The 26,865-nt window shown below is 46.6% G+C and carries 29 protein-coding genes and 1 pseudogene; 29 read left to right on the forward strand and 1 reads right to left on the reverse strand.

Annotation, left to right across the window (positions count from 1 at the left end):
• Nucleotides 1-12 precede the first annotated feature (12 nt).
• From fni to BV455_RS15715, 5 genes are all read left to right on the forward strand, one after another.
• Nucleotides 13-1,062 carry a type 2 isopentenyl-diphosphate Delta-isomerase gene (fni, locus tag BV455_RS15695; protein ID WP_218687385.1) on the forward strand — a complete coding sequence of 350 codons (1,050 nt, stop codon included), beginning with the start codon at nt 13-15 and terminating at the stop codon, nt 1,060-1,062.
• Between the two features lie 332 nt (nt 1,063-1,394).
• Nucleotides 1,395-3,005, forward strand: coding sequence for a spore germination protein (locus BV455_RS15700; protein ID WP_081160937.1), 1,611 nt, complete (start codon nt 1,395-1,397; stop codon nt 3,003-3,005).
• Nucleotides 3,006-3,007: 2 nt separating this feature from the next.
• Nucleotides 3,008-4,117, forward strand: coding sequence for a GerAB/ArcD/ProY family transporter (locus BV455_RS15705; protein WP_218687386.1), 1,110 nt, complete (start codon nt 3,008-3,010; stop codon nt 4,115-4,117).
• Nucleotides 4,118-4,158: 41 nt separating this feature from the next.
• On the forward strand, nt 4,159-5,361 hold the full coding sequence (locus BV455_RS15710) for a Ger(x)C family spore germination protein (protein WP_218687387.1): 1,203 nt from the start codon (nt 4,159-4,161) through the stop codon (nt 5,359-5,361).
• Entirely contained in the window at nt 5,361-5,588 is a 228-nt protein-coding gene (locus tag BV455_RS15715; protein WP_042412302.1) for a hypothetical protein, read from the forward strand. Before BV455_RS15710 ends, BV455_RS15715 begins: the two co-directional genes overlap by 1 nt.
• A gap of 289 nt (nt 5,589-5,877) precedes the next feature.
• Here the strand turns inward: BV455_RS15715 and BV455_RS15720 are convergent, their stop codons facing one another.
• A complete protein-coding gene (locus BV455_RS15720) occupies nt 5,878-6,012 on the reverse strand; it encodes a YpzI family protein (RefSeq protein ID WP_071532948.1) in 135 nt (44 codons plus the stop codon).
• A 120-nt stretch (nt 6,013-6,132) separates the two neighbouring features.
• On the opposite strand from BV455_RS15720, the gene BV455_RS15725 reads away from it, so the two are divergent.
• The 24 genes and pseudogenes from BV455_RS15725 to trpA all read left to right on the forward strand — a co-directional run bounded on the left by BV455_RS15725 (nt 6,133) and on the right by trpA (nt 26,849).
• Entirely contained in the window at nt 6,133-6,729 is a 597-nt protein-coding gene (locus tag BV455_RS15725; protein WP_042409805.1) for a YphA family membrane protein, read from the forward strand.
• Entirely contained in the window at nt 6,726-6,869 is a 144-nt protein-coding gene (locus tag BV455_RS15730) for a hypothetical protein (protein WP_017436772.1), read from the forward strand. The genes BV455_RS15725 and BV455_RS15730 overlap by 4 nt, the downstream gene beginning before the upstream one ends.
• A 71-nt stretch (nt 6,870-6,940) precedes the next feature.
• Nucleotides 6,941-8,251, forward strand: coding sequence for a ribosome biogenesis GTPase Der (der, locus tag BV455_RS15735; RefSeq protein WP_042409804.1), 1,311 nt, complete (start codon nt 6,941-6,943; stop codon nt 8,249-8,251).
• Between the two features lie 58 nt (nt 8,252-8,309).
• A complete protein-coding gene (locus BV455_RS15740) occupies nt 8,310-9,347 on the forward strand; it encodes an NAD(P)H-dependent glycerol-3-phosphate dehydrogenase (protein ID WP_017436774.1) in 1,038 nt (345 codons plus the stop codon).
• A 224-nt stretch (nt 9,348-9,571) separates the two neighbouring features.
• Nucleotides 9,572-9,775, forward strand: a complete 204-nt coding sequence (locus BV455_RS15745) for a DUF2768 domain-containing protein (RefSeq protein WP_061579952.1) — start codon at nt 9,572-9,574, stop codon at nt 9,773-9,775.
• 27 nt (nt 9,776-9,802) lie between these two features.
• Entirely contained in the window at nt 9,803-10,525 is a 723-nt protein-coding gene (locus BV455_RS15750; RefSeq protein WP_061579953.1) for a hypothetical protein, read from the forward strand.
• A gap of 162 nt (nt 10,526-10,687) precedes the next feature.
• Nucleotides 10,688-12,166 (forward strand): stage IV sporulation protein A, encoded by a 1,479-nt coding sequence (gene spoIVA, locus BV455_RS15755; RefSeq protein WP_017436777.1) that lies wholly within the window; start codon nt 10,688-10,690, stop codon nt 12,164-12,166.
• Nucleotides 12,167-12,673: 507 nt separating this feature from the next.
• Nucleotides 12,674-12,946, forward strand: a complete 273-nt coding sequence (locus tag BV455_RS15760) for an HU family DNA-binding protein (RefSeq protein WP_017436779.1) — start codon at nt 12,674-12,676, stop codon at nt 12,944-12,946.
• 128 nt (nt 12,947-13,074) lie between these two features.
• Complete coding sequence (gene folE, locus BV455_RS15765) at nt 13,075-13,641, forward strand: GTP cyclohydrolase I FolE (RefSeq protein ID WP_017436780.1); 567 nt, start codon at nt 13,075-13,077, stop codon at nt 13,639-13,641.
• 34 nt (nt 13,642-13,675) lie between these two features.
• Nucleotides 13,676-13,900: a trp RNA-binding attenuation protein MtrB gene (gene mtrB, locus BV455_RS15770; RefSeq protein WP_017436781.1), complete on the forward strand. Its 225-nt coding sequence runs from the start codon at nt 13,676-13,678 to the stop codon at nt 13,898-13,900.
• A gap of 94 nt (nt 13,901-13,994) precedes the next feature.
• Nucleotides 13,995-14,801, forward strand: a complete 807-nt coding sequence (locus BV455_RS15775; RefSeq protein ID WP_017436782.1) for a heptaprenyl diphosphate synthase component 1 — start codon at nt 13,995-13,997, stop codon at nt 14,799-14,801.
• 4 nt (nt 14,802-14,805) lie between these two features.
• On the forward strand, nt 14,806-15,510 hold the full coding sequence (menG, locus tag BV455_RS15780) for a demethylmenaquinone methyltransferase (protein WP_017436783.1): 705 nt from the start codon (nt 14,806-14,808) through the stop codon (nt 15,508-15,510).
• 17 nt (nt 15,511-15,527) lie between these two features.
• The gene (hepT, locus tag BV455_RS15785; protein WP_017436784.1) at nt 15,528-16,496 is read left to right on the forward strand and encodes a heptaprenyl diphosphate synthase component II; all 969 of its coding nucleotides are present in this window, start codon (nt 15,528-15,530) and stop codon (nt 16,494-16,496) included.
• A gap of 102 nt (nt 16,497-16,598) precedes the next feature.
• Entirely contained in the window at nt 16,599-17,045 is a 447-nt protein-coding gene (gene ndk / locus BV455_RS15790) for a nucleoside-diphosphate kinase (protein WP_017436785.1), read from the forward strand.
• 128 nt (nt 17,046-17,173) lie between these two features.
• Nucleotides 17,174-17,944, forward strand: coding sequence for a CheR family methyltransferase (locus BV455_RS15795; RefSeq protein WP_017436786.1), 771 nt, complete (start codon nt 17,174-17,176; stop codon nt 17,942-17,944).
• Nucleotides 17,945-18,066: 122 nt separating this feature from the next.
• Nucleotides 18,067-19,233, forward strand: coding sequence for a chorismate synthase (gene aroC / locus BV455_RS15800; RefSeq protein WP_017436787.1), 1,167 nt, complete (start codon nt 18,067-18,069; stop codon nt 19,231-19,233).
• A 2-nt stretch (nt 19,234-19,235) separates the two neighbouring features.
• Complete coding sequence (gene aroB, locus BV455_RS15805; protein WP_218688055.1) at nt 19,236-20,375, forward strand: 3-dehydroquinate synthase; 1,140 nt, start codon at nt 19,236-19,238, stop codon at nt 20,373-20,375.
• A complete protein-coding gene (gene aroH, locus BV455_RS15810; protein WP_017436789.1) occupies nt 20,332-20,712 on the forward strand; it encodes a chorismate mutase in 381 nt (126 codons plus the stop codon). Before aroB ends, aroH begins: the two co-directional genes overlap by 44 nt.
• Nucleotides 20,713-20,914: 202 nt before the next feature.
• Nucleotides 20,915-22,456, forward strand: a complete 1,542-nt coding sequence (gene trpE / locus BV455_RS15815; protein ID WP_218687388.1) for an anthranilate synthase component I — start codon at nt 20,915-20,917, stop codon at nt 22,454-22,456.
• A complete protein-coding gene (gene trpD, locus BV455_RS15820; RefSeq protein ID WP_218687389.1) occupies nt 22,434-23,453 on the forward strand; it encodes an anthranilate phosphoribosyltransferase in 1,020 nt (339 codons plus the stop codon). Before trpE ends, trpD begins: the two co-directional genes overlap by 23 nt.
• Entirely contained in the window at nt 23,446-24,225 is a 780-nt protein-coding gene (gene trpC, locus BV455_RS15825; protein ID WP_218687390.1) for an indole-3-glycerol phosphate synthase TrpC, read from the forward strand. The genes trpD and trpC overlap by 8 nt, the downstream gene beginning before the upstream one ends.
• Nucleotides 24,182-24,849: pseudogene (locus BV455_RS15830) on the forward strand (phosphoribosylanthranilate isomerase). The gene trpC and the pseudogene BV455_RS15830 overlap by 44 nt, the downstream one beginning before the upstream one ends.
• Nucleotides 24,842-26,062: a tryptophan synthase subunit beta gene (trpB, locus tag BV455_RS15835; protein WP_061579960.1), complete on the forward strand. Its 1,221-nt coding sequence runs from the start codon at nt 24,842-24,844 to the stop codon at nt 26,060-26,062. The pseudogene BV455_RS15830 and the gene trpB overlap by 8 nt, the downstream one beginning before the upstream one ends.
• Complete coding sequence (gene trpA, locus BV455_RS15840) at nt 26,031-26,849, forward strand: tryptophan synthase subunit alpha (RefSeq protein ID WP_033313976.1); 819 nt, start codon at nt 26,031-26,033, stop codon at nt 26,847-26,849. Before trpB ends, trpA begins: the two co-directional genes overlap by 32 nt.
• Nucleotides 26,850-26,865 lie beyond the last annotated feature (16 nt).

The raw sequence follows: 26,865 nt of genomic DNA on the forward strand, positions 1-26,865 counted from the left end.
GAGGATGAGGCAATGGATAGAGCAAAGCGAAAGATAGAACATATTCAGCATGCGCTTTCTACTGCCGACCAAGGTGAAAGCGGATTTGATGACATTACGTTTGTTCATCAAAGTTTACCTGATGTACGCATGAACGATATTCACTTGCATACTACTTTAGGCGAACTTTCGTTAAGTTCGCCTTTCTTTATCAATGCCATGACCGGCGGCGGAGGGAAAAAGACGTTAGAAATTAACAAAGGATTAGCAGAAGCGGCAAAGCATGTCCAAATTGCGATGGCGGTTGGTTCGCAGACGGCGGCGTTAAAAGATGATGCAGAGCGGGAAACGTTTACGGTCGTACGAAAGGTGAACCAAAACGGCATTATTTTCGCAAACGTTGGCAGCGAAGTGAGCGTGGAGGATGCGAAGCGCGCCGTCGATATGATTGAGGCGGATGGCCTGCAAATTCATTTAAATGCGGTGCAGGAGCTTGTCATGCCGGAAGGGGATCGCGATTTTACCGGGGCGCTGCTTCGTATCGAACAAATTGTTCAAACCGTCCAAGTCCCGGTTATCGTAAAAGAAGTAGGATTTGGCATGAGCAGGGAAACCGCTTTGCGTTTAAAAGAAGTGGGCGTGAAAATCGTCGACGTTGGCGGCTTTGGCGGCACCAATTTTGCCCGTATTGAAAATAAACGCCGTTCCAGCATCATAACGCATTTTAATAATTGGGGAATTCCAACGGCAGCGTCGATCGTCGAGGTAGTCCAAACCGCTCCTTCCTTAGCGGTGATCGGCAGCGGCGGTGTTCGCACAGCGCTGGATGCTGCGAAAGCGATCGCGCTGGGGGCATCGGCGGTAGGAATGGCGGGTCCGTTGTTGCGGACGCTTGTTGAACAAGGGGTGGAAGGGCTAGTCGCCTATATCGAGGAGCTTCATCACGATTTAACATTGATTATGGGAGCGCTGGGGGCAAAGACGATCGCCGGGCTGCAGGGTGTGCCGCTTGTCATTCGCGGTGATACGCATCATTGGTTGACAGAAAGAGGTTTTGACACGAAAGTATATAGTTGTCGATAAATTCACCCCTTCATCCCGATGACGAAAATCACGGGATGAAGGGGTTTTTCATTGAACATTTCCCACCCGTTATCTCTAAAAGAAATACTTCAAGCACGAAATGGGCGAAAGACGGCTTCACTATCCATAAAAAACGGAAAAATTCGAATGGTTGATGGGCATCCATCACTTATCGGCTATGCTTCCCATCCCCTTTGGAATTCAGTTTTTCTCAGAAATGAGATTATGCGTTAGCATAACTTTATTGCCAGAAAAGGGATTATCGCATTTTAAAATGGAAAAAATAAAAATAAAGGTTGAGAACGTCGATCGTTAGAAAGAAGGGAAATTGCATGTTTTTTTTTAAACAAAGCAAGAAAAAACGACAAATGGCAAAGAACCAGAAAAAGCAAAATCAAAATCAGCAACAACAGGCCTTTCTTTCTACCGACTTAGATCAAAATCTACAAGAGCTGCAAAATATCTATAAAAATTGTATGGATGTCGTTTTTCGCCAATTTCAAATTGGTGGAAAAACAAAGGCTGCTCTTATCTATATCGACGGTTTAGCTAACATCGAAGAAATCGATGCGGGCGTGCTCACCCCTTTGATGAAAGAAAATCATGCCAAGGAGAATACCGATCAGTTCATTCATGTCAATGATATACTAGAACAAAAATTGACCGTTTCCAAGGTAAAGAGAGTACAAACGACGACAGAGTGCATTGAACAGATCTCTGGTGGAAACCCGGTCTTGCTTATCGATCAACAAAGCGAAGGATTTGCTTTAGGGTTGTCAAATCCAGAAAAGCGTTCCATCGAAGAACCGGGAGGGGAATCCGTGGTAAGGGGACCGCGGGAGGGCTTCACCGAATCATTAGGGACTAACCTTTCTTTATTGCGCAGAAAAATAAGAAGTCCGCAGCTGAAAGCAAAATCAATAAAAATTGGGGAATACACCCAGACCGAAGTAGTCATCTCTTATATTGAAGGAATTGCCGAGCAAACGTTAATCCAAGAAGTAGAGGCCCGGCTTAACCGGATCAAGTTAGACGGGATTTTGGAAACCAGCTATATTGAAGAGTTAATTGAGGACAATCCTTATTCCCCGTTTCCACAAATCTTGAATACCGAACGGCCTGATGTTGTGGCGGCGAGTTTGCTTGAAGGACGAGTAGCAATTCTTCAAGATGGCACTCCTTTCGTTTTGGTTGTACCGGTTTCTTTTTATTCCTTGCTGCAATCAAGTGAAGATTACTACGAACGATCCTTAATCAGCACGGCAACCCGCTGGTTGCGCTACGCATTTCTCTTGGTATCTCTTTTACTGCCCTCGTTGTATGTGGCGATCCTTACCTTTCATCAGGAAATGCTTCCTACTACGCTTTTGGTCACCATCGCTGCTTCTCGGGAGCAGATTCCCTTTCCGGCACTGGTTGAAGCGTTGCTCATGGAAATTGTATTTGAGGCCCTGCGTGAAGCGGGATTGAGGCTTCCTAGACAAGCGGGTGCTGCGGTTAGTATCGTTGGTGCGCTGGTGATTGGGCAAGCTGCGATCCAAGCAGGTCTTGCTTCTGCACCTCTGATCATGGTAGTTGCCTTGACGGGAATTGCCTCTTTTACCATCCCTCGCTATACAGCTGGGATCGCATTAAGGATGCTGCGCTTTCCCATGATCTTTTTGGCAGGGACGCTGGGGCTTCTCGGGATTATGCTTGGGCTGCTCATGATTGTTACTCATATGGCGACGCTGCGTTCTTTCGGCGTTCCCTATTTATCTCCTATGGCTCCAATGCAAGGCCGTGAAATAAAAGATGTGTTGATGCGCGCACCTTGGTGGAAGTTCAATACGCGCCCCCGCTTAACGGGAGACCATAAGAATATTCAACGTCAAGGTCCGAATCAGAAACCGGGTCCTGATTACGGAGATGACAAGACGAGTAAAGACCAAGGAGGATCATGATCATGATCGAGAAAGGAAAAATATCTGCCGCACAAATGGGGATGATGATGTATCCTACGATTATCGCAACAGCCATTCTCTTAGTCCCTGCAATCACCGCCCGGCACGCAAAGCAGGATATGTGGCTCTCTCCTCTTTGGGCTTCTCTCATCGGTTTTTTGACGGTTTATATTACTGTACGGTTACATGAGCTATATCCAGAAAAAACCATCATCGAGTACAGCGAAGATATTCTTGGCAAGTTTCTGGGGAAAGTGATTGGGTTGATCTTTTTATTTTACTATTTGTATGCAAATGGAATTATTATCCGAGAGTATGGCGAATTTGTTGTAGGTAATTTTCTTTTCTATACCCCGTTGGTTGTTGTGATGGGAAGCATGGTCCTGGCGTGCTCTTTTGCCGTCCGCAGCGGTGTGGAAGTGATAGGCAGGCTTGCGCAAATGATCGTGCCTATTGTGATTATTCTGATAGTGATCAATATTATCCTTTTGATCCGGGATATGGAAGTAGCGAATATGTTTCCAATCATGGAAAAGGGGATAATGCCCTCGTTGAAGGGCTCGATAATCCCGCAAGGTTGGTTTAGTGAATTCCTTCTTATCGCTTTTCTGCTTCCTTACGTAGCCGATCGCAACAAAGGAAAAAGATGGGGCATGATCTCGGTTGCCGCGGTCATGTTGACCTTATCTTTAGTCAACATTGCCGTCCTTTTCGTCTTGGGAGGAATCACGGACCGTTTTACCTATCCCGCGTTTAGCGCCGTCCGCTATATTAGTATCGCGGACTTTTTAGAACACATTGAAGCCATCGTAATGGCCCTTTGGGTAGCAGGGATCTTTATGAAGGTTGCTGTCTTTTATTACGCTTTAGTGTTGGGAACGGCGCAATGGATGAATTTGGAAGATTATCGCCCGATCATTTTTCCTATGGGATTTTTAATTCTGTTATTTGCCGTCTGGTCAGCGCCGAGTTTAATGGAATTGACCCATTATCTAGGAAGCACTTCCCCGTTTTATCGGATTTCGATTCAAGTAGGAATTCCTCTCCTTCTCCTATTTGTCGCAAAATGGCGCAAAAGAGCAAACAACCAAAAGTTAACACAACAAGGATAAGGACAGCAACGAAACAAGGGGTAAAAAGGAGATAAACAAGAATGGGCATCTTACAAAGGGTAGCAAAAATTCTTTTGGTTTGCGTGAATCTTATTTTGCTAAGCGGATGTTGGGACCGAAAGGAAGTAAACGATTTGGCGCTAATCGTAGGATTAGGAATTGATCAAAAAAAAGACGGGAAAATCATGATTACAGTAGAACTCATTGCCCCGAAAGCAGCCGGTGGAGGCCAGATGCTGGGTGGCGGCGGTGGCGATGGGGGCGGTGGCGGGGGAGGGAAAATAGTAAGATCGGGAACGGGAGCCACCGTGGCTGACGCAATCTCGAACCTGCAAGAAAAGCTTCCTCGCCGTGTCTTCTGGGGACACACCAAGGTAATCGTGTTCGGGGAGAGAGCGGCAAGAGCAGGGATTCGCCAGCATCTGGACTTTCTGAGCCGCAATCCGCAAGCTCGCCTTCGTTCCAATGTATTAGTGAGTAAAGGAACTGCGAAAAGTGTGCTTGAATTGATCCCCCCGATCGAACAAAGCTCATCAGAAGTGCTGCGGGAATTGTCAGAATCACAACTTTTATTGCGAGTAACGATAAAAGATGCTCTGCAAATGCTAAGCGGCGATACCGGTGCAGCGGCTCTTCCCATGGTGAAGATTTTACCGCGGGAAAAAGGGGCAAAAGAGCTGCAAACCATTGCGTTTACCCAACGTACCGCCATTTTTAAGAAAGATAAAATGATCGGGGACATTGATGATAAGTTGACTCGGGGCGTGCTTTGGCTCAGAAATGAGATCAAACGTGCGAATATCACGGTTTCGCTTAAAGGAGAAAAGGGAAATATCACCGCTACAATGATAAGAGCGCATACGGAATTCGTCCCTAAATATGAGAAAGGTAAATGGAAGATGATCGTGAAAGCGACTACAGAAGACGATATCATATTAAACGGAACAAAATTGGACTTGCTAAATCCTAAGTATGCGAAAATGGTCGAAAAAGAATTAGAAAATCAGATGAATAAGCGTATTAGAGACGCATTGAAAAAAGTACAAAAAGAGATGAAGGCCGATATTTTTGGATTTGCCGAGATTTTCCACCGGAAATATCCAAGAGAATGGAACCGGGTAAAGAATCGTTGGGAAGAGATCTTTCCTACCGTGGAAGTAGTCGTAAAGACGAAGGCATACGTCCGCAGGCCGGGCATAGATACCGCTCCGCAAGGATTGCCTGAACAAGAGGTGAAAAAATAATGAAAACTGGTTCTATACTAGGCACTTTTGTCCTAGTTGCGCTTATCTTTCTATACGAGTGGCCGCGAATCCATCAGACACAGAAAAAAGAAAAAGTTGCTTTTGTTGCGTTGCTGAGTTTAGGAACGATTCTTGCGATGGTGTTAATATGGAATCCCGATCTTCCGGGTCCGACGCAGATGATCGACTACATTTATAAACCTTTCGGACGAATGCTTGAAAAATAAAGGAAAATTCCTTAATTCTCCCTCATGTATTTTGCCTTGAGGAACAAAAACAGTGATGGATGGAAAATAGAAGTACAGAGCAAGATTTATCGATGAAGTTGATCTGGGTTCACCCCCTTGCTGCGATGAAGGGAGGTGAACGCCAAATACATGATAAAAAGCTCTTGATGTTCGGCTTTTTCCATACTTTAAAAGCTGACTCATTGTAATCATTGAGTCAGCTTTTTTCATACTATCTTTCCGATTCCCCCAGCACGTGTCGTAAATAGATGCGCCGTCTCCGTTTTCCTTAGTGTTTATTTCTTTCTCTGGCTGATTCCGGGTCTTCCAGTCTTGTCGCGCCTTTGTATTCGAGGGATTGATCACGGTCTGATTCGACGCGTCTCGATTGTTTTAGCTTTTTTTCTTGCCGGTCTCTACCCAATGAATTTCGCTCCTTTCTTTTAATAGATATCATTCTTACTATGACTATTTTTTGTTTTGCTTATGCACGAATGAATGTTCATAAAAGATGAAATAATGAACATAATAAGGGGTGGAAAATATGGATGGCATTTATTTTTATTCATTTTTTTGGATAGTATGGGTGATTGCCACTTTTTTTATGAAAAAAACAGCTTGGCGGACGATGGTGGCAGCAGCCGCTCTCATCACGATTATTTTTTCTTCTGTTTCGTTAAATATAGGCGGCTTCCAAATAACGCTTTCTTTTCTGTTTCTTTTTTTCTTGTCTTGCTATTACGCCGCAAAGCAATCCCGGCGAAAACTTGTCTATATGGCGATAGCTGTATTGACGATTGCTTTTGCTTACACATCCTTTCAACTGCTCGTTTTCTTTGATCCGGTATGGATATGGATGGACCATAGATGGATGCTGGCAATCCTATTAGTCATTCTATGCTTTTTATTTTACGAAAATATTCAATCGCGCTTACTATGTTTAGTCATTGGCAGCTGCCAAGGGGAAATGTTGTATTCTATTATTTCGCAAAAAATTTCGTTTTCGTATATCATTGGATCTTATTCTTTTTTAGATACGGTCTCCCTTAGCGCATGCTGTACGTTTATTTGGGCGCTAGTCGATTACATTCCGGTGTACATAGACGGAAAGAAACCGATAAGGGGGACAAGACAGCCATGAATGAAGGCACTTTCCCCATTCTATATGGGGTTGGGACGGGGGTGCTGACACGGCTTTATTTATTGCGGACGGACTATCAAATGGCTCATTATCGTCAAACATTAGATGATTGTTGGGAGATGGTGTTTTTGATAAAATAAAACAGTTGTAGCCATGCCCTTCCGAAAAGGGTGTTTTTTACCGTCGCGATACGTAAAGAAAGGGTGATAGTATGACCAATCCAGTCGTGGCTATTGTTGGCCGTCCGAATGTCGGAAAATCAACGATTTTTAACCGCATTGTCGGTGAACGTATTTCCATTGTCGAGGATGTGCCCGGGGTAACTCGCGACAGAATTTACAGCAGTGCAGAATGGCTGAACCATCAATTTTACTTGATTGATACAGGCGGAATCGATATTGGCGATGAACCGCTTCTAGTGCAAATTCGCCAACAGGCAGAAATCGCGATCGATGAAGCGGACGTCATTATTTTTATGACAAACGGCCGGGACGGTGTAACGGCTGCCGATGAGGAAGTAGCGAAAATTTTGCATCGTTCGAACAAGCCGGTCGTTCTCGCCGTCAATAAAATCGATAATCCGGAAATGCGCGACTTGATTTATGATTTTTATGCGCTTGGATTTGGCGATCCATACCCGATTTCCGGCGCACATGGAACAGGGCTTGGCGATTTGCTGGATGCAGTTGTCCGCCATTTTCCGAAACGAGGTCAAGAAGAATATGAAGAAGACGTGATTAAGTTTTGTTTAATCGGGAGGCCGAACGTTGGCAAATCGTCCCTTGTTAATGCCATTTTAGGAGAAGAGCGCGTCATCGTCAGCGATATTGCCGGTACGACGCGTGATGCTGTCGATACATCATTTGTAAGGGAAGGACAAGAATATGTTATTATTGACACAGCAGGAATGAGAAAAAGAGGAAAAATTTATGAGAGTACCGAAAAATATAGTGTGCTGCGCGCGCTAAAAGCGATTGAACGTTCGGATGTCGTTCTTGTCGTCTTAAACGCGGAAGAAGGCATTATTGAACAAGATAAAAAAATTGCGGGATACGCTCATGAAGCAGGGCGCGGTGTCATTATTGTCGTCAATAAATGGGACGCCATTGAAAAAGATGACAAAACGCTGATCGAATTTGAGCGGAAAATTCGTGATCACTTTCCGTTTTTGGACTATGCGCCAATCCTTTTCGTTTCGGCAAAAACAAAGCAGCGGTTACATAAGCTGTTGCCGCTTGTCCGCATGGTGAGTGAAAATCATGCGATGCGCGTGCAAACAAACGTGCTGAACGAAGTGATTATGGATGCCGTGGCGATGAATCCAACCCCGACGCATAATGGGCGGCGCTTAAAAATTTATTACATGACGCAAGTGGCTGTAAAACCGCCAACGTTTGTTGTTTTTGTCAACGACCCGGAGCTGATGCATTTCTCCTACGAGCGCTTTTTAGAAAACCGCATCCGCGATGCGTTCGGTTTTGAAGGGACGCCGATTAAAATCATCGCCAGACCGCGGAAATAAAGAAAAGCGGAGGCGGCGCGATAGATGACAGATCATGGATAAAAGGAAGTGAGAAACGGTGGAGAAGATTGCAGTGCTAGGAGCGGGAAGCTGGGGGACAGCGCTTGCGCTGGTCCTCGCCGATAATGGGCATCAAGTCCGGCTTTGGGGACACCGTGCAGAACAAATCGAAGAAATAAATCAAAAACGAACGAACGAAAAATATTTGCCCGGCATTCAACTGCCGGAAGGAATCGTTGGCTATACGGATCTTTGCCAGGCGTTAGACCGTATTCAAACCGTGGTGCTGGCTGTGCCGACAAAGGCGATTCGCGAAGTGCTGAGGAAAGTGCGCGATTGTATTCGTGAACCGATTACGATCGTCGCTGTCAGTAAAGGAATCGAACCGGATACACATAAGCGTGTTTCCGAAATGGTCGAAGAGGAAATGGGCGAGCTTTTAAAAGATGTTGTCGTTTTATCCGGCCCGAGCCATGCCGAGGAAGTGAGCTTGCGCCATCCGACGACGGTGGCCGTTTCCGCGAAAAACATGGAAGCGGCGGAGTGCATTCAAGATTTGTTTATGAATCATCAATATTTCCGCGTTTATACCAATCCTGATTTAATCGGAGTCGAACTGGGCGGGGCGCTGAAAAATATCATTGCGCTAGCGGCCGGCATTTCGGATGGATTAGGATATGGGGATAATGCAAAAGCGGCGCTTATGACAAGGGGGCTGGCAGAAATCGCCCGCTTAGGCTGCGCGCTTGGCGCCAATCCGCTGACCTTTGCTGGTTTAACAGGGGTTGGTGATTTAATTGTAACATGCACAAGTGTTCATTCACGAAATTGGCGCGCTGGTCATATGTTAGGAAAAGGAAAAAAGCTTGATGAAGTTCTTGAAAGCATGGGAATGGTCGTCGAAGGGGTAAGAACAACGAAAGCGGCCTATCAGCTCGCGAAAAAGCTTGGAGTAAAAATGCCGATTACGGAAGTGCTTTATGAAGTATTGTTCGCCGGAAAGGATCCAAAAGATGCGGTCGATTCGTTAATGTCGCGCGTGAAAACGCAAGAAATGGACGATTTAATGAATATTCTTACGGAACCGCAGCGGTAAAAAATGGAGAAAATAGGCGTTCGAGGATACAAGTTGTTCACGCACTGCATACAATACTACGAACAATTATAGACTTGAGCTTCCGGAAAGGGTATTATAGTTGAACTGAAGTAAAGAAAGCCCCGCTTTACTTCAGTTTTTTTTTGCAAAGGGGAGAAAACAGACTTAGGTGCAATGAAACACATTTGCTGTTATAATAAGTGTCGAAAAAGGAGGAAAAACGGATGTCGCCAGCTTTAGCGAAAATGTGGGTTGCCATCACATCGATGGTATTTATGTTTATTTCCGTCGCTTCTATTTACATTAGCCGCTATAAAGCAAAAAACAAGATCATCCGCTTTATTTTGGCATTCATCGCTTATATTTTGATGATTTTAGCGGGAATTATTATTATTTTTGTCGTCTTTAGCGGCCCTACACCAGAATAACAGTCGCAGTTAAAGGATGGATTGTAAATGAGATGGATCATTCGTTGTATTGCCTCATGTCTGATCATATTATCTCTTTCCGGTTGTTTATACCCAAAAGAGCGCCTAAAACAAAATCAAATTCCGTATGAAGATCAAGTGGCGGCGGTACAATCAGCAGTAAACCAGTACCGCAAAGCAACAGGGGGGCTTTTGCCGATTAAAACGCGCGACATGAAAACACCAATTTATCAGAAATATCCGGTTGATTTCAACAAGCTAATCCCCCGCTATATGCAGGAACCACCGGGAAACGCTTATGAAAGCGGCGGCGTTTTCCAATATGTCATTGTCGATGCGGAAAAGAACCCAACTGTAAAATTGCTGGACTTGCGTCTGGCTGAACGGATTCGCGACTTAAAGCTGCGCTTGCAAATGTACCAAGACAATCATCGATATCCGCCGTTTAAGAAAATGATCGCACCGGGAGTGTTTACCCTGGATTATAAAAAGCTCGGTTATAAAGAACCGCCGTATGCGGTCAGCCCGTTTTCCGGCAACAATTTGCCGTTTGTCATCGATGGAAACGGAGAAATTTATATCGATTATCGCATCGACTTATATAACGCATTAAAAAAAGAGAAACATCACTACCGTCCGGGCGATGATATTCGCGGCATTTTGGTGAAGCATTCGTTATTCGTGCCCGCCTACTCCCTTCCATACACTATTGATGCGAAAACAAATGAACCGATTTTTTTAACAAAATGAGTCATGAACCCTTCTCTAGGAAAATACATTCTAGAGAAGGGATTTTTTATACATTTTTAGTCATAAATGAATAGGACAACATCATATGCATATAGTGTCCTACAATACTAGCAAAAAATTTGGTTGTTTATGATAACGACCCAAAGACTGGAGGGGAGTCATTTGGAAAAAGTCGATATTTTTAAAGATATCGCCGAACGGACAGGTGGCGATATTTATTTAGGAGTAGTCGGTGCGGTCCGAACCGGCAAATCGACTTTCATAAAAAGGTTTATGGAGCTTGTCGTCATCCCGAATATTAAAAATGAAGCAGATAAAGCGCGTGCGCAAGATGAATTGCCGCAAAGCGCCGCAGGGAAAACGATTATGACCACCGAGCCGAAATTTGTGCCAAATCAAGCGGTAACTGTAAAAGTCGACGAAGGATTGGAGGTAAATATCCGCCTTGTTGACTGCGTTGGCTATGCCGTCCCTGGTGCAAAAGGGTATGAAGATGAAAACGGCCCGCGCATGATTCATACGCCATGGTACGAGGAACCGATTCCGTTCCAGGAGGCGGCGGAAATCGGCACCAGAAAAGTCATTCAAGAACATTCAACGATTGGTGTGGTTATTACGACGGACGGCACGATCGGCGAGATTCCGCGCCAACATTATATCGAAGCCGAAGAGCGCGTCATTAACGAATTAAAAGAAGTCGGCAAACCGTTTATTATGATTATTAACACCGTACGTCCGCACCATCCGGAAACGGAAGCGCTGCGCCGCGAGCTTGCGGAAAAATACGATATTCCGGTGTTAGCCATCAGCGTCGAAAGCATGAGAGAAGCCGATGTGTATAACGTGCTTCGTGAAGCATTATATGAATTTCCGGTGTTAGAAGTGAATGTGAACTTACCGAGCTGGGTTATGGTGCTCCGCGAAGATCATTGGCTTCGCGAAAGCTATCAAGAAGCCGTGCGCGATACGGTAAAAGACATCAAACGGCTGCGCGATGTCGACAGAGTGGTGCAGCAATTTAGCGAATATGATTTTATTGAAAGAGCAAGCCTGGCCGGCATTGAAATGGGGCAAGGAATAGCCGAAATCGATTTATACGCTCCGGATGAATTGTATGATCAAATTTTAAAAGAAATTGTCGGCGTAGAAATTCGCGGAAAAGATCATTTATTACAGCTTATGCAGGACTTTGCCCATGCGAAAGCGGAATATGATCAAATTGCCGATGCATTAAAAATGGTGAAGCAAACCGGCTATGGCATTGCAGCGCCGGCGCTTTCCGATATGAGCTTAGACGAGCCGGAAATCATCCGCCAGGGCTCCCGTTTCGGCGTCCGTTTAAAAGCGGTCGCTCCATCGATTCATATGATTAAAGTAGACGTCGAATCGGAGTTTGCTCCAATCATCGGCACGGAAAAACAAAGCGAAGAACTCGTCCGCTATTTAATGCAAGATTTTGAAGATGACCCTCTCTCGATTTGGAATTCCGATATTTTTGGACGTTCGCTCAGCTCGATTGTCCGTGAAGGAATTCAGGCGAAACTAGCGATGATGCCGGAAAATGCCCGTTATAAACTAAAAGAAACGCTAGAGCGCATCATTAACGAAGGCTCCGGCGGGTTAATTGCCATTATTTTATAAAGAAGGACTCCATGTTTGGAGTCTTTTTTTGTTGGCAGCTGGTGCAAATGAATAGAAACCCTTAAAAACAAGGATTTTGTCTTGATAACCTATAACGCATATGGTAATCTTTTATCAGAAAAAGCTGCATTCATTGGCAACGAAAGCCTGTGCCGGAAGTCATCGGGATGAAACGGAACCGCTTTGGAACCGAGCCACAGGACGCAAAGCACGAACAAAAGGGTTGCCGGGAAAGTCTAGCGGAACAGGAATGAGCGTCGACTTAAAGGTGCAGAAAACCCTTTTTGTATGATAAAATGTGCCGATTTCCATCGTGCAGGGGTTTGGTTTTTTGATGAAATATACCTAAATTTTATCGATTCGCGGAAAAATATGTTGAATTATAGCGATAAATTGGTTAATATTAGGCATGTCACCGCATTTTATACGTATAGAAATGCGAGAAAGTGTGAAGAAATGGTATTAAGCAAGTAATTTTGATAATCCTCTTGGGAGGAGGTGAATGGTATGAATAAGACAGAATTAATTAACGCAGTTGCCGAAACTAGCGGTCTTTCCAAAAAAGATGCAACGAAAGCGGTAGACGCTGTATTTGAATCTATTACAGAAGCGCTAAGAAAAGGCGATAAGGTCCAATTAATCGGCTTCGGGAACTTTGAGGTGCGCGAGCGCGCGGCTCGTAAAGGGCGTAACCCGCAAACAGGCGAGGAAATGGAAATCCCTGCGAGCAAAGTTCCTGCATTCAAACCAGGCAAAGCTCTTAAAGACGCTGTAAAATAAGCTTACATAAAAGGAGCTTAGAAGGGAAGGGTAAGCGACGCGCTGCCCTTCTTTTTTGCTTTTTTTTTGCTAGTTATGCTAGAATCGGATTACATTCAGCTTTTATGATGCAGGAGGATGTTGCTTTTATGTCACACGTGAATTATGAACAAATCGAATATGCCGTTCGGTTAATTTTAGAAGCGATTGGCGAAGATCCAAATCGCGAAGGACTGATCGACACGCCGAAGCGGGTCGCGAGAATGTATGCCGAAGTATTTGCGGGATTGCACGAAGATCCGAAGGAACATTTTCAAACAGTGTTTAGCGAAGACCATGAAGAGCTTGTGCTGGTGAAAGATATTCCGTTTTATTCGATGTGTGAACATCATTTAGTCCCGTTTTTCGGCGTTGCCCATGTCGCCTACATTCCTCGTGAAGGGAAAGTGACAGGATTAAGCAAGCTGGCGCGGGCAGTCGAGGCGGTGGCGCGCCGTCCGCAACTGCAAGAACGCATTACCGCGACAGTGGCCGATTCGATTGTGGAAGCGCTCGACCCCCACGGGGTCATGGTGGTTGTCGAGGCGGAACATATGTGCATGACGATGCGCGGCATAAAAAAACCGGGAGCGAAAACAGTGACAACGGCGGTGCGCGGCGTGTTTGAAACCGATCAAAACGCCCGGGCCGAGGTGCTGTCTCTCATAAAATCATAAAAAATGCAAATCATTAAAAAAGGAGGAGAGAATGATGTACGTAAACAGCGATTATGTGGTCATTAAAGCGCTAGAGGACGGAGTGAATGTCATCGGATTAACAAGAGGGGCGGATACACGTTTCCATCATTCGGAAAAGCTTGATAAAGGCGAAGTGTTAATCGCCCAATTTACGGAGCATACATCGGCGATTAAAGTGAGAGGAAAGGCGTATATTCAAACAAGACACGGTGAAATTGAGTCGGAAGGGAAAAAGTAATTGTACTATTTTCTACGAAACTAGAGCGTTTGCAAAAAAATTATGGTATAATTACTCCGTTATATTGTATGCAAATTTTTGGGGGACAAGGGTGATGATTTTGAAACACATCATGAAAAAAATTGCGCTATTAAAAGAGCAAATCGAACGTTTTCTCCATCATTCCTATTTGTTCGAGCATATACCAGCGAGACAAATTGATGAAGACCGCATTTTGTTATCCTTATCCGTATTGGAAGATGCATCCATTGATCCAGAAAAAGTCGATCACTATATTATTCCAATGATGCTTGTACAAATCGCCCTTGATACCCACGATGAAGTAACGAATTCTGTTTCTGAACAGGATGATTTGAAAACGCGGCAATTAGTTGTTCTTGCCGGCGATCTATATAGCGGTTTATATTACGATTATTTAGCGAAGTTGAATGAAATACCGCTCATTCGTCTCTTTGCAGAGGCGATTCGCGACATCAACGAGCAAAAAGTCCGATTGTATCAAAAAGACATCGAGCGGATCGAAACGTTATTTGACAGCGTCGGAACGATTGAATCCGCATTAATTTGCAAGATGGCCGCCCATTTTTCCACACCTGTATGGGGGAAGTTTTCCTATTATTATTTGCTGCTAAGGAGGTTAATCGCGGAAAAGGAAACGTTCGTCCGCTCCGGTTCTTCCGCTTTGTTTGAACTAATGGGAAATATTCTCTTTCCAAAGTCCAAAACGGTAACGAAAGAGCAGAAGCAATATTTGCTTCATATTTGCAATCGATATATCGATCATTGCAAAGAAGCGGTGCTAAACGCGAAATTACAAGTCAATGAGATGTTGCAAATCCGCATTTCTGAGCTAACTGGCGGTTTTTCAACCATCGCGAAAAAGACGGTGGAAGAAGGGTAGAAGTATGCATCAATCGAAAGAAGAACGGGTTCACCATGTGTTTGAAAAAATTTATCAACATTATGACCGCATGAATTCGGTCATTAGCTTCCGGCGCCATCTCAAATGGCGGGAAGATACGATGAAGCGGATGAATGTGCAAAAAGGAAAAAAAGCGCTCGATGTTTGCTGCGGCACGGCTGATTGGGCGATTGCGCTCGCCGAAGCGGTCGGGCCAAGCGGTGAAGTATACGGGCTTGACTTCAGCCAAAACATGTTAAAAGTAGGAGAACAAAAAATAAAAGAGCGGCAGCTGACGAACGTCAAGCTTATTCACGGCAATGCGATGAATTTGCCGTTTCCCGATAACATGTTTGACTATGTGACGATCGGTTTTGGATTGCGCAATGTGCCTGATTATATGACGGTTCTAAAAGAAATGTACCGCGTCGCAAAGCCAGGGGGAATGGTTGTTTGTCTCGAAACATCTCAGCCGACGTTAATCGGTTTTCGTCAGTTATATTATTTTTACTTTCGCTTTATTATGCCTTTATTCGGAAAATTATTGGCGAAAAGTTATGAAGAATATTCATGGCTTCAAGAATCGGCGCGCGATTTTCCGGGCAGAGATGAGCTGGCGCAAATGTTTCGCGAAGCCGGTTTTGTCGATATCGAAGTGAAACCGTACACCTTTGGCGTTGCGGCGATGCACTTAGGTTATAAACGATAATAGTTAAGGTGAACATCATGAAGCTAAAGGCGATGTATTCGTTTTTGAATACGGATTTACGTGAAGTGGAAAAAGAGTTGGAAGAAACAATCCAGTCCGATTATGCGCAGCTTAGCGAGGCGGCGCTGCATTTATTGCAGGCGGGCGGAAAACGGATCCGTCCCGTTTTTGTATTGCTTGCCGCCAAATTCGGCGATTATGATATCGAGCGCATTAAGCATGTAGCGGTGGCGTTAGAACTCATTCACATGGCTTCCCTTGTGCATGATGATGTGATTGACGATGCCGAGCTGCGCCGGGGCAGACAGACGATTAAAGCGAAATGGAGCAATCGTTTTGCCATGTATACCGGCGACTATATGTTCGCCCGTTCCCTCGAACGGATAACACGTCTTGACAACCCGCTTGCCCATCAAGTGTTAGCGAATACGATCGTGGAAGTATGCCGGGGGGAAATTGAACAAATTAAAGATAAATATCGCTTTGAGCAAAATTTACGCTGCTATTTGCGGCGCATTAAACGAAAAACCGCGCTGTTGATTGCCGCCAGCTGCCAGCTTGGGGCGATTGTCGCCGACGCGCCGAAAGACGTGGCGGAGCGCCTCTACTTATTTGGATATTACGTTGGTATGTCGTTTCAAATCACCGATGATATTCTTGATTTTACCGGGACGGAAGCGCAGCTCGGCAAACCGGCAGGGAGCGATTTATTGCAAGGAAATGTAACGCTGCCTGTTTTGTTTGCCATGGAAAATAATGAGCAGCTCAAAGCTAAAATTACAACAGTGGTGCGCCCGGAAACAACGGCGGAAGAAATGAAGGAAATTATTGCGCTAATTAAACAAACGGATGCGATTGAAAAATCGTATGAGCTGAGCGACCGCTATTTACACAAAGCGCTGCGTGTATTAGAAACGCTGCCGAACAATAAAGCGCGTTCGACATTATATGATATAGCGAAGTATATTGGAAAAAGGGATTCTTAGCGTTTTCAAGGATATTATTGCTATTGGCTGAAAACAATGGTACTATTTTGGTGGGGAACCCGGTTTCCTAGTACATATTACAGTAGGGGTGGAGTATACGTGATGGAAAGAACGTTTATCATGGTCAAGCCTGACGGGGTTCAGCGCAATTTAATCGGCGAGATCGTTTCCCGCTTTGAGAAAAAAGGCTTCCAGCTTGTCGGGGCAAAATTAATGCAAGTATCGCGCGAATTAGCAGAACAGCACTATGCGGAGCATAAAGAACGCCCGTTTTTCGGGGAATTAGTCGATTTCATTACATCCGGTCCGGTGTTTGCCATGGTTTGGGAAGGAGAAAATGTCATTGCGACTGCACGGCAAATGATGGGAAAAACGAATCCACAAGAAGCGGCGCCTGGCACGATTCGCGGCGACTACGGACTAACAGTTGGCAAAAATGTGATTCACGGCTCCGATTCACCGCAAAGCGCAGAACGCGAAATCAATCTCTTTTTCAAAGAAGAAGAACTTGTCAATTATTCGAAATTAATCAATCAATGGGTATACTGAAAAGCCGGTCAGCGATATGACCGGTTTTTGTGTTGCGGTTTTTTCTTTCTTCCCTATCAGCATTGCGATATACTTATGGCATAGATAGCTATCGCTGGAAAAAGGGAGAAAAGTGAGGAAAAACAGGGATGAACGACTATCAGCAATTTATCGCAAATATCAAGCGGAAAACGGGCATTGACTTGTCTTTGTATAAAGAAGCGCAAATGAAAAGACGGCTGACATCGCTTTATGAAAAAAGAGGGCTGAAAAACTTTCAGCAATTTTTCGCAGCGATGGAAAAGGATGAAGGGCTGTTTCACGAGTTTTTGGACCGGATTACGATTAACGTATCCGAATTTTATCGAAATGCGAAACGGTGGGAAGTGCTAGAAAGGAAAATACTGCCGAAACTGCTTGCGCAAAACCGCCGTTTAAAAATATGGAGCGCCGCCTGCTCCACCGGGGAAGAACCGTATACGCTAGCCATGATATTATCCAAATTTGTGCCGCTGGCTGATATTTCGATTCTCGCTACCGATATCGATGAAAACGCGATCGCCCGCGCGCAAATCGGGCTGTATACGGAGCGCTCCTTGCAGGAAATTCCGGAAGAAATGAAAAAAAAGTTTTTTACAAAAGAAGGAATGTATTATAAGATAGACGAAAAGATAAAAAAAGCGGTGAAATTTAAAAAACATAATTTGCTTGCCGACCCGTTTGGGCGTTTCTTTGATTTAATTGTGTGCCGCAACGTGCTTATTTACTTTACGGAAGAGGCAAAACAAAAGCTTTATCATCAATTTAACGAAGCCCTGCGGCCAGGCGGGATTTTGTTTGTCGGAAGCACGGAGCAAATTTTTAATCCGGTTTTGTACGGTTTCGAAATAGAAGATACGTTTTTTTATCGCAAAAAGTGAATCATTCGCCAAAGAGTTCATCGCTAAGATGAATTCTTTTTTTATCCAAAACTATTTTCATTTTTTAAATTTATGATATATTTTTACTTAACCGCGTTAAAGAGTTGAAGGGAGAGAAAAACATGCGCTATTTAACAGCAGGAGAATCACACGGCCCGCAGCTGACAGCGATTTTGGAAGGAGTGCCAGCGGGATTGACGCTGCTTGCCGAGCATATTAATAAAGAGCTGGCAAGACGGCAAAAAGGATACGGGCGCGGGCGGCGGATGCAAATCGAAAAAGACGAAGTGAAAATTTTAAGCGGCGTCCGCCATGGAAAAACGCTTGGTTCGCCGATTACGCTTGTCGTCGAAAACCGCGACTGGAAACATTGGCAAAGCATCATGGCTATCGAACCGATCGATAATGCGGAAGAAGTGAAGCGAAAAGTGACGCGTCCGCGTCCGGGGCATGCCGATTTAAACGGCGCGTTAAAATACGGGCATCGTGATATGCGCAATGTGTTGGAACGTTCATCAGCGCGCGAGACAACGGTGCGGGTTGCGGCCGGAGCGGTGGCGAAGCGGATTTTAGAGGAGCTTGGCATCCGCGTGGCCGGACATGTGTTGGAAATCGGCGGCGTCCGCGCCAAGCGGCTTGATTATCAATCGCTCGAGGAGCTGCAGGAAGTGACAGAGGCCTCACCGGTGCGCTGTTTTGATGAAGAAGCAGCCGTTAAAATGATGGAAGCGATCGACAACGCCAAGAAAAACGGCGATTCGATCGGCGGCATCGTCGAGGTGATTGTCGAAGGAGTGCCGGCAGGGGTAGGCAGCCATGTTCATTATGACCGCAAGCTTGATGCTAAAATTGCCGCGGCGGTCGTCAGCATTAACGCCTTTAAAGGGGTGGAGTTTGGCATCGGCTTTGAAGCGGCGCGCCGCCCGGGAAGCGAAGTGCATGATGAGATTATTTGGAGCAAAGAAAAAGGGTTCACGCGCCGGACGAACCGCGCCGGCGGCTTTGAAGGCGGAATGACAACCGGCATGCCGATTGTCGTGCGCGGAGTGATGAAGCCGATTCCGACGCTGTACAAGCCCTTGCAAAGCGTAGACATTGAAACGAAGGAGCCGTTTGCGGCCAGCATTGAGCGCTCGGACAGCTGCGCCGTGCCGGCGGCCAGCGTCGTTGCCGAAGCGGTGGTGGCCTGGGAAGTGGCTGCTGCGATCGTCGACCAATTCGGACAGGATCGCATGGACCTCATCAAGGAAAACGTTGAAAAAATGCGCCGTTATGCGAGGGAGTTTTAATGATGAAACAGCTGCTTATTGAAACGAAAACAAAACAGTATCCGCTCTTTCTCGGGGAGGGGATTATCCATTCCCTGCCGGAAATTCTCCGATCTTTATCTTTCCCTAGAGGAACGAAACTGCTGATTATCACCGATCAAACGCTGGAACCGTTGTATTTAGCGGAGCTTCGTGCAATGCTGGCCGATGACTACGAAGTGTACACGCATGTCATTCCGAGCGGGGAAGGGGCAAAATCGTTCGAGCAATATTATGCATGTCAAACTGCCGCACTCGAGTGCGGCCTTGACCGCCATTCCCTTATTCTTGCCTTTGGCGGTGGCGTGGTCGGCGATCTGGCCGGGTTTGTCGCAGCCACTTATATGCGCGGCATTCGATATATACAAATCCCAACCACGTTGCTTGCGCATGACAGCGCCGTCGGCGGCAAAGTGGCGATCAACCATCCGCTCGGAAAAAACATGATTGGGGCGTTTCACCAGCCGGAAGCGGTTGTTTATGACATCGCCTTTTTGCGCTCTCTGCCGGAAAAAGAACTGCGCTCCGGTTTTGCCGAAGTCATTAAGCATGCGCTGATCCGCGACTGCCGCTTTTACGAATGGCTGCGTCAGGAAATCCATACGCTTGCCGACTTAACGGGAGAGCGGCTTCAATATTGCATTCAAAAAGGAATTGAAATCAAAGCAAGCGTTGTGCGTGAAGATGAGAAAGAAACGGGAGTCCGCGCCCATTTAAATTTCGGCCATACGCTTGGGCACGCGTTAGAAAGCGAACTTGGCTACGGAGCGATCACCCATGGCGATGGTGTAGCGCTTGGGATGCTGTTTGCCATTTTTGTCAGCGAGAGAGTATATAAGCGCTCGTTTGCCGACCATCAGTTTTCAGCCTGGTTTCGTACATACGGATTTCCTGTTTCCATCCCAGCATCGCTAAAACTCGAGTGCCTTCTCAAAAAAATGAAAGGCGATAAAAAAGCAAAGGCGGGAACGGTGCGCATGGTGCTATTAAAAGATATTGGCGAAGTAGACATCGAAACACTGGATGACGACACATTATCCACTTTGCTTCATGAATTTGCCCAACGGGAGGGGGTAGAGTATGATTCGCGGCATTCGGGGAGCGATTACGGTAGAGCGCAATGAAGCAAACGAAATTGTCGACGCCACGGAAACGTTGCTGAGGGAAATGATTCGGGCCAACGACGTCGCAGCAAGCGATGTATCGTTTGTGCTTATTTCGGTGACGGAAGATATTACCGCGACCTTTCCGGCGCAAGCGCTCCGCCGCTTGGAAGGGTGGACGTATGTTCCGGTCATGTGTATGAGGGAAATTCCGGTGCCAAATTCCCTGCCGCGCTGCATCCGGGTGATGATGACCGTTCATACAACGAAAAAGCAAGAAGAAATCTCTCATGTTTATTTGCGGGATGCAGTCGTCCTGCGGCCAGATTTATCGTTGACAAAAAAAAACGAAATGTAATATGATAGAAAGCAAAGTTATCCATAAGCAGAGTGAGAGCAGAGTTTAGGGTAGATGAGAATGAGCGAGTTTAGTTGAGGTGAGCGTTTGTTCAATGAATGCACAGTCTACCCAAAGACATCTCTGTCTTTGGGTTTTTTCATTCCCCTATTTCGCCTCACAAACCCTCATTCTCCATCCGAATAAACGGAGGAGGAGAATCATGTCCAACTACACGCTTGCCGCATTTTTGGAAGATGCGCGCCACTTCCGCACGATTCCGATTGTGCGCCGCTTTTTAGCCGATGTATTCGAGCCGCTAAAAATCTTTGAAAATTTGCGCGAGGATGCGGTGTTTTTGCTAGAAAGCAAAGATGACCAGTCGCCGTGGGCTCGCTATTCTTTCATCGGCTTGTCACCGTTTTTGACGCTGGAAAGCAAAAATGGCCATACGTTTTCCGTCATCGATGAGCGCGGTGAAGAAATAGCAAACACTTCTTCGCTGAAAGAAGCGTTTTGCTTCATTGAGCAGAAGCTTTGCGTCAAACGGCTGAACGAAGCGATTCCGTTTACCGGCGGCGCGGTTGGTTTTTTAGGATATGACTTTATTTCTGCCATCGAAAAAGTTCCCATTCATCCGAACCGGGACCTTTCCATGAAGATCGGCTATTTTACTTTTTGCGAATCTTTGATCGTATTGGATCATCATAAACGTGAGCTTGTCTTCATCCATTACGTCCGTTTAACGGAGCAAGATACGGAAGAAACGAAGAAAAAAAAGTATGAACAAGGACTTAAACAGATCGCCGCATTAATGAAAAAAGCAGCAAGCGGAAGAGAAGAGCGTTTGTTATTGCTTGATCGCGCAGACGAAGAAGCGGGCGTTTCCTTTCAAGGGGTTATCTCCAATTATGACAAGGCAAGATTTTTACAAGATGTAGAGACGATTAAACGGTATATTGCCAGCGGGGACGTGTTTCAAGCGGTTTTATCGCAGCGGTTTGCTGTCCCGGTTCGCGTCAGCGGATTTCAAGTATACCGGATGCTGCGCCACATTAATCCATCGCCGTATATGTTTTATTTTTGCCTTGACAATTTTGAGATTGTCGGCAGCTCTCCGGAAAAGCTCATTCAGGTGTATAACCGCCATATGGAAATTCATCCGATCGCCGGAACGAGAAGACGGGGACGGTCGCCAGAAGAGGATGAGCGGCTTGCCGAGGAGCTTTGCCATGACCCAAAAGAACGAGCCGAACATTATATGCTCGTCGATTTAGCCCGCAACGATATCGGAAAAGTGGCCAAATATGGAACGGTTCGGACGCCTGTATTAATGGAAATCGGCAAGTTTTCGCATGTCATGCATTTAATTTCGAAAGTAACAGGCGAATTAAAGGAAGAGGTGCATCCGATTGACGCCTTGCTTGCCGCGTTTCCGGCCGGGACGGTAAGCGGCGCGCCAAAGGTGAGAGCGATGCAAATTTTACAGGAGCTAGAACCGACGGCGCGCAATTTGTACGCCGGCACGATTGCCTACATCGGCTTTGACGGCAATATTGATTCATGCATTGCGATTCGCACGGCGATCGTCAAAGACGGTTGCGCGTATGTGCAGGCCGGCGCGGGGATTGTCGCCGATTCGGTTCCTGAACTCGAATGGAAGGAAACACGCAATAAGGCGAGCGCTTTAATGAAGGCGATTGAGCGTGCGGAACAATTATTTATGAGAGGGGAGAACCTATATGTTGAAACAACTTCTTCATAAATGTATTGACGGATATGTGCTGACGGAGGAAGAAGCGTATGAAGCGATGATGGCGATGATGTCCGGGGCAGCGACAGCGAGCCAAATTGCTAGCTTTCTATCGATTTTGCGCTTGCGCGGGGAAACGGTCGATGAATTGACGGGATTCGTGAGAGCGATGCGCAGCCGCATGATGACCCTCGATTATGAAGAAGAAGTCATCGATACGTGCGGAACGGGAGGAGACGGGGCATCGACGTTCAACATTTCAACAGCAGCAGCGATCGTCGTTTCTTCGCTCGGCGTCAAAGTGGCGAAGCACGGCAATCGCGCCGTTTCCTCCAAAAGCGGAAGCGCGGACGTGTTAGAAGCGCTTCGCATTGGCATTCAAACCACTCCAGAGGAAGCGAAACGAGCGTTAAAAACGAAAGGGTTAGCGTTTTTATTTGCGCCGCTGTATCATTCGGCAATGAAACATGCCGCACTGCCGCGGAAAGAGATCGGCTTTCGCACCGTATTTAATCTCATTGGGCCGCTTGCCAATCCAGCGCGCTGCAAGCGGCAAGTCATCGGGGTTTATTCGACACAGTATGCGGAAAAACTTGCGGAAACACTGCGCCGCCTTGGTTCTGAACATGTTTTGTTCGTAACGGGGAAAGATGGGCTTGATGAATGCAGCATCGCCGCAGAAACGGATGTGGTCGAACTGAAACACGGAGAAATCTGCCGCTTTGTCATCACGCCGGAACAATACGGGCTTGCGCGCGGAAAATTGGAACATATTCAAGTGAACACTGTGCAGCAAAGCGCCGAGCTGTTAAAAGCGGTTATGGAAGGAAAGGCTAATGAAAGTGCGACCAATATTGTCGTTTTAAATGCTGGCATCGCCTTATATGCGGCGGGGGAAGCGGACACGATTCACGAAGGGGTGGAAATGGCGAAAGAAGCGCTGATGACAAAGAAAGCGTATGAACAATTCGAGCGCTTGCGCCTGAAAGAGGTGGAACAATATGCTTGAACAAATTATTGCTACGAAACGCGAAGAAATGAAAACACTCACCTTGCCGGAGCCGCTGTCAGCGAGAACGCAGCGTTCGCTGCGGGCGGCGCTCGAGCAGCCTAACCGCTCGCTTGGCTTAATCGCTGAGGTGAAAAAGGCTTCTCCGTCCAAGGGGGTCATCCGCCCCGATTTCCATCCAGTCGGTATTGCTAAAGCGTATGAAAAAGCAGGTGCCGATGCGATCAGCGTATTGACGGATGAACGTTATTTCCAGGGACATCGCCGTTATTTGCGCGAGGTGAAGGAGGCGGTAGGCGTTCCGGTTTTGCGCAAAGATTTTATTATTGACCGCTTGCAGATCGAGGAGAGCGTGCGCATCGGCGCCGATGCGATTTTATTAATCGGCGAAGCGCTGCCGCCAAAATTGTTGTACGAACTGTATCAAGAGGCGTATGACAAAGGGCTGGAATGTTTAGTCGAGGTGCATGCGCGCGAAACGCTGGAGCGAATTTTGGACTTGTTTACTCCAGAAATAATTGGGATTAATAACCGTGATTTGCATACGTTTGTGACAGCTTTGGAAACAACCGAAAAAGTGGCTCCGTTCATTCCGGATTCGAGCATCATCGTCAGTGAAAGCGGCATCGCCACTTTCGACGATGTCAAGAAAGTGCAAACGTACGGGGCCAATGCCATGCTTGTCGGCGAAGCGCTGATGCGCAAAGCCGATGTGCAGGCGGCGGTGTATGAATTGTTTGGGGAGGTTGATTCGCTTGCCCGTCCGTCTTAAATATTGCGGCAACCGTTCCGCGTCTGATTTGCAAAAATCGCTGCAAAGTAAAGCGGATTACATTGGACTGATTTTTGCCGAAAGCAAGCGGAAAGTAGAAGTGGAAGCAGTGAAGCAATGGCTGCAAACGATCGAGCTTGGCAATAAGCAGCTTGTCGGCGTGTTTGTCAATGCGCCGACGGAGCTGGTTGTCAACGTTGCATCGCAGCTGCCGCTTTCAGTCATTCAATGCCACGGTCATGAAACGGCGGCGCATGTCGCAGCGATCAAAGAAGCGACAGGACTTGTTGTTTGGAAGGCGATTCATCATGATGATGATGCCGTTAGCAAGATGCAACAATATGCTGGCGTCGCCGACGGCTATGTCGTTGATAGCCGTGTAAGCGGGGCGTGGGGAGGAACGGGAGTTGCCTTTGACTGGAGCAATGTTCCGCTTTATTTAGAAGAAGCGGCCCGACAAGCTGTCCCCTGCTTTATTGCCGGGGGATTACGCCGAAAAATGTTGAGCGGCTTTTAGCCTATCGGCCGTACGGCATTGACATTAGCAGCGGGATTGAAGAAAACGGCGAAAAAAGCGTGGAAAAAATGAGAGAAATCGAAAAGAAGGTGGCGAACTATGTATAACGTTCCAAACGAGAATGGCAGATTTGGAGATTTCGGCGGAAGATTTGTGCCGGAAACGTTAATGCTTCCGCTTGAGGAAATAGAAGAAGAACTAACGAAGGCGCTGGCTGATGAGACGTTTAAAGCGGAGTATATCCGCATTTTGCAGCAATATTCCGGGCGCCCGACTCCGCTTACGTTTGCGCCGAATTTAACGAAACTGTTAAACGGTGCTAAAATTTATTTAAAGCGCGAAGATTTAAACCATACCGGCGCTCATAAAATTAATAATGCCATTGGACAGGCGCTTTTGGCGAAGCGGATGGGCAAGAAAAAAATTATTGCCGAAACGGGTGCAGGGCAGCACGGAGTCGCCGCTGCCACCGTAGCGGCGCATTTCGGCATGGATTGCATCGTCTTTATGGGAGAGGAAGATATGAAGCGGCAGGAATTAAACGTCTTTCGCATGAAATTGCTGGGCGCTGAGGTTGTTCCGGTATACAGCGGCAACCGGACTCTAAAAGATGCGACGAACGAAGCGATTCGCTATTGGGTGCAGCATTGCGACGATCATTTTTATATGATCGGCTCTGTCGTTGGGCCGCATCCGTATCCAAAAATGGTGCGTGAATTTCAGCGCATCATCGGAGATGAAGCGAAGCAGCAGATTCTTGAACGCGAAGGAAAGCTGCCGGACGTCATTGTCGCATGTGTGGGCGGCGGAAGCAATGCGATTGGCATGTTTTATCCGTTTTTGGAGGATGACGTCAAGCTTGTCGGCGTAGAAGCGGCGGGGAAAGGAGTCGATACCCCGTATCACGCCGCGACCATCACCAAAGGCACGAAAGGCGTTATCCACGGCTCTTTAACATACTTGCTGCAAGATGAATATGGGCAAATTATCGAACCGTATTCCGTTTCCGCCGGTCTCGATTATCCAGGCGTCGGCCCGGAACATGCATATTTGGCGAGCATCGGCCGCGTTCGCTACGAAAGTGTGACCGACGAGGAAGCGATCGCCGCGTTTCAATTGTTATCGCGGGAAGAGGGAATTATTCCGGCGATCGAGTCGGCACACGCATTGGCCAAAGCAGTGGAGCTGGCGAAAACGATGGACAAAAGCCAGACAGTGCTCGTCTGCCTGTCGGGCCGCGGGGATAAGGACGTGCAAACGATGATGCGCTATATCAACGTAAAGGAGGATGGCGACGTTGCCGCTGTGTACCGTAACTAAACCGATGTTTATTCCGTTTATTGTCGCCGGGGATCCAACCCCAGATATTACGGTGGAACTAGCGTTTGCGCTTCAAGAAGCAGGCGCCGATATGTTAGAGCTCGGCGTGCCGTATTCCGATCCGCTTGCGGATGGCCCGATTATTCAGCGGGCAGCCGCGCGGGCGCTGCGCGGACAGATGACGCTGCAAAAAGCGGTCGAATTAGTTCCGGAAATGCGAAAAAAAGGCGTAAAAATTCCGATTATTATCTTTACGTATTACAATCCTGTGTTACAATTAGGAGAAGAATCCTTTTTTACTTTAGCGCAACAAAACGGAGTGGATGGGGTGTTAATTCCAGATCTTCCGTTTGAAGAAAGCGGCCCGATCCGCCGGCTTGGCGAAAAAACAGGCATCCCGCTTATTTCGCTAGTGGCGCCGACATCGAAAAAGCGGATTAAAACCATCGCTTCCCATGCGCAAGGGTTTTTATACTGCGTTTCATCGCTTGGGGTAACCGGGGTGCGCGACACGTTGCCGGAAACATTAAACGACTTTTTAACGGAAGTAAAGCAGCATAGCCGCGTCCCTGTCGTTGTCGGATTTGGCATCTCCACTAGCGAACAAGTGAAGATGTTAAAAGACTATTGCGACGGTGTAGTAATTGGCAGTGCGCTCGTGCAAAAAATAGAGCAGCTGAATGAACAGTTGCAAACACCAGCAAACAAAGAAGAGGCGCTTGCTGAGTTTCAACGTTACGCCCGTTCGCTTGTAGCGCCGCTGAAGCATGCGTGTTCATCGCTATGAAAGCTCGAAATAAGGA

The sequence above is a fragment of the Parageobacillus caldoxylosilyticus genome (assembly GCF_019272935.1).
Lineage (GTDB): Bacteria > Bacillota > Bacilli > Bacillales > Anoxybacillaceae > Saccharococcus > Saccharococcus caldoxylosilyticus.

Excerpts from the sequence above, each read along its gene's own strand:
- fni (WP_218687385.1), top strand. The coding sequence starts at position 13 with ATGGATAGAGCAAAGCGAAAGATAGAACATATTCAGCATGCGCTTTCT.
- BV455_RS15700 (WP_081160937.1), top strand. The coding sequence starts at position 1,395 with ATGTTTTTTTTTAAACAAAGCAAGAAAAAACGACAAATGGCAAAGAAC.
- BV455_RS15705 (WP_218687386.1), top strand. The coding sequence starts at position 3,008 with ATGATCGAGAAAGGAAAAATATCTGCCGCACAAATGGGGATGATGATG.
- BV455_RS15710 (WP_218687387.1), top strand. The coding sequence starts at position 4,159 with ATGGGCATCTTACAAAGGGTAGCAAAAATTCTTTTGGTTTGCGTGAAT.
- BV455_RS15715 (WP_042412302.1), top strand. The coding sequence starts at position 5,361 with ATGAAAACTGGTTCTATACTAGGCACTTTTGTCCTAGTTGCGCTTATC.
- BV455_RS15725 (WP_042409805.1), top strand. The coding sequence starts at position 6,133 with ATGGATGGCATTTATTTTTATTCATTTTTTTGGATAGTATGGGTGATT.
- BV455_RS15730 (WP_017436772.1), top strand. The coding sequence starts at position 6,726 with ATGAATGAAGGCACTTTCCCCATTCTATATGGGGTTGGGACGGGGGTG.
- der (WP_042409804.1), top strand. The coding sequence starts at position 6,941 with ATGACCAATCCAGTCGTGGCTATTGTTGGCCGTCCGAATGTCGGAAAA.
- BV455_RS15745 (WP_061579952.1), top strand. The coding sequence starts at position 9,572 with ATGTCGCCAGCTTTAGCGAAAATGTGGGTTGCCATCACATCGATGGTA.
- BV455_RS15750 (WP_061579953.1), top strand. The coding sequence starts at position 9,803 with ATGAGATGGATCATTCGTTGTATTGCCTCATGTCTGATCATATTATCT.
- BV455_RS15760 (WP_017436779.1), top strand. The coding sequence starts at position 12,674 with ATGAATAAGACAGAATTAATTAACGCAGTTGCCGAAACTAGCGGTCTT.
- folE (WP_017436780.1), top strand. The coding sequence starts at position 13,075 with ATGTCACACGTGAATTATGAACAAATCGAATATGCCGTTCGGTTAATT.
- mtrB (WP_017436781.1), top strand. The coding sequence starts at position 13,676 with ATGTACGTAAACAGCGATTATGTGGTCATTAAAGCGCTAGAGGACGGA.
- BV455_RS15775 (WP_017436782.1), top strand. The coding sequence starts at position 13,995 with ATGATTTTGAAACACATCATGAAAAAAATTGCGCTATTAAAAGAGCAA.
- menG (WP_017436783.1), top strand. The coding sequence starts at position 14,806 with ATGCATCAATCGAAAGAAGAACGGGTTCACCATGTGTTTGAAAAAATT.
- hepT (WP_017436784.1), top strand. The coding sequence starts at position 15,528 with ATGAAGCTAAAGGCGATGTATTCGTTTTTGAATACGGATTTACGTGAA.
- ndk (WP_017436785.1), top strand. The coding sequence starts at position 16,599 with ATGGAAAGAACGTTTATCATGGTCAAGCCTGACGGGGTTCAGCGCAAT.
- BV455_RS15795 (WP_017436786.1), top strand. The coding sequence starts at position 17,174 with ATGAACGACTATCAGCAATTTATCGCAAATATCAAGCGGAAAACGGGC.
- aroC (WP_017436787.1), top strand. The coding sequence starts at position 18,067 with ATGCGCTATTTAACAGCAGGAGAATCACACGGCCCGCAGCTGACAGCG.
- aroB (WP_218688055.1), top strand. The coding sequence starts at position 19,236 with ATGAAACAGCTGCTTATTGAAACGAAAACAAAACAGTATCCGCTCTTT.
- aroH (WP_017436789.1), top strand. The coding sequence starts at position 20,332 with ATGATTCGCGGCATTCGGGGAGCGATTACGGTAGAGCGCAATGAAGCA.
- trpE (WP_218687388.1), top strand. The coding sequence starts at position 20,915 with ATGTCCAACTACACGCTTGCCGCATTTTTGGAAGATGCGCGCCACTTC.
- trpD (WP_218687389.1), top strand. The coding sequence starts at position 22,434 with ATGTTGAAACAACTTCTTCATAAATGTATTGACGGATATGTGCTGACG.
- trpC (WP_218687390.1), top strand. The coding sequence starts at position 23,446 with ATGCTTGAACAAATTATTGCTACGAAACGCGAAGAAATGAAAACACTC.
- trpB (WP_061579960.1), top strand. The coding sequence starts at position 24,842 with ATGTATAACGTTCCAAACGAGAATGGCAGATTTGGAGATTTCGGCGGA.
- trpA (WP_033313976.1), top strand. The coding sequence starts at position 26,031 with ATGGCGACGTTGCCGCTGTGTACCGTAACTAAACCGATGTTTATTCCG.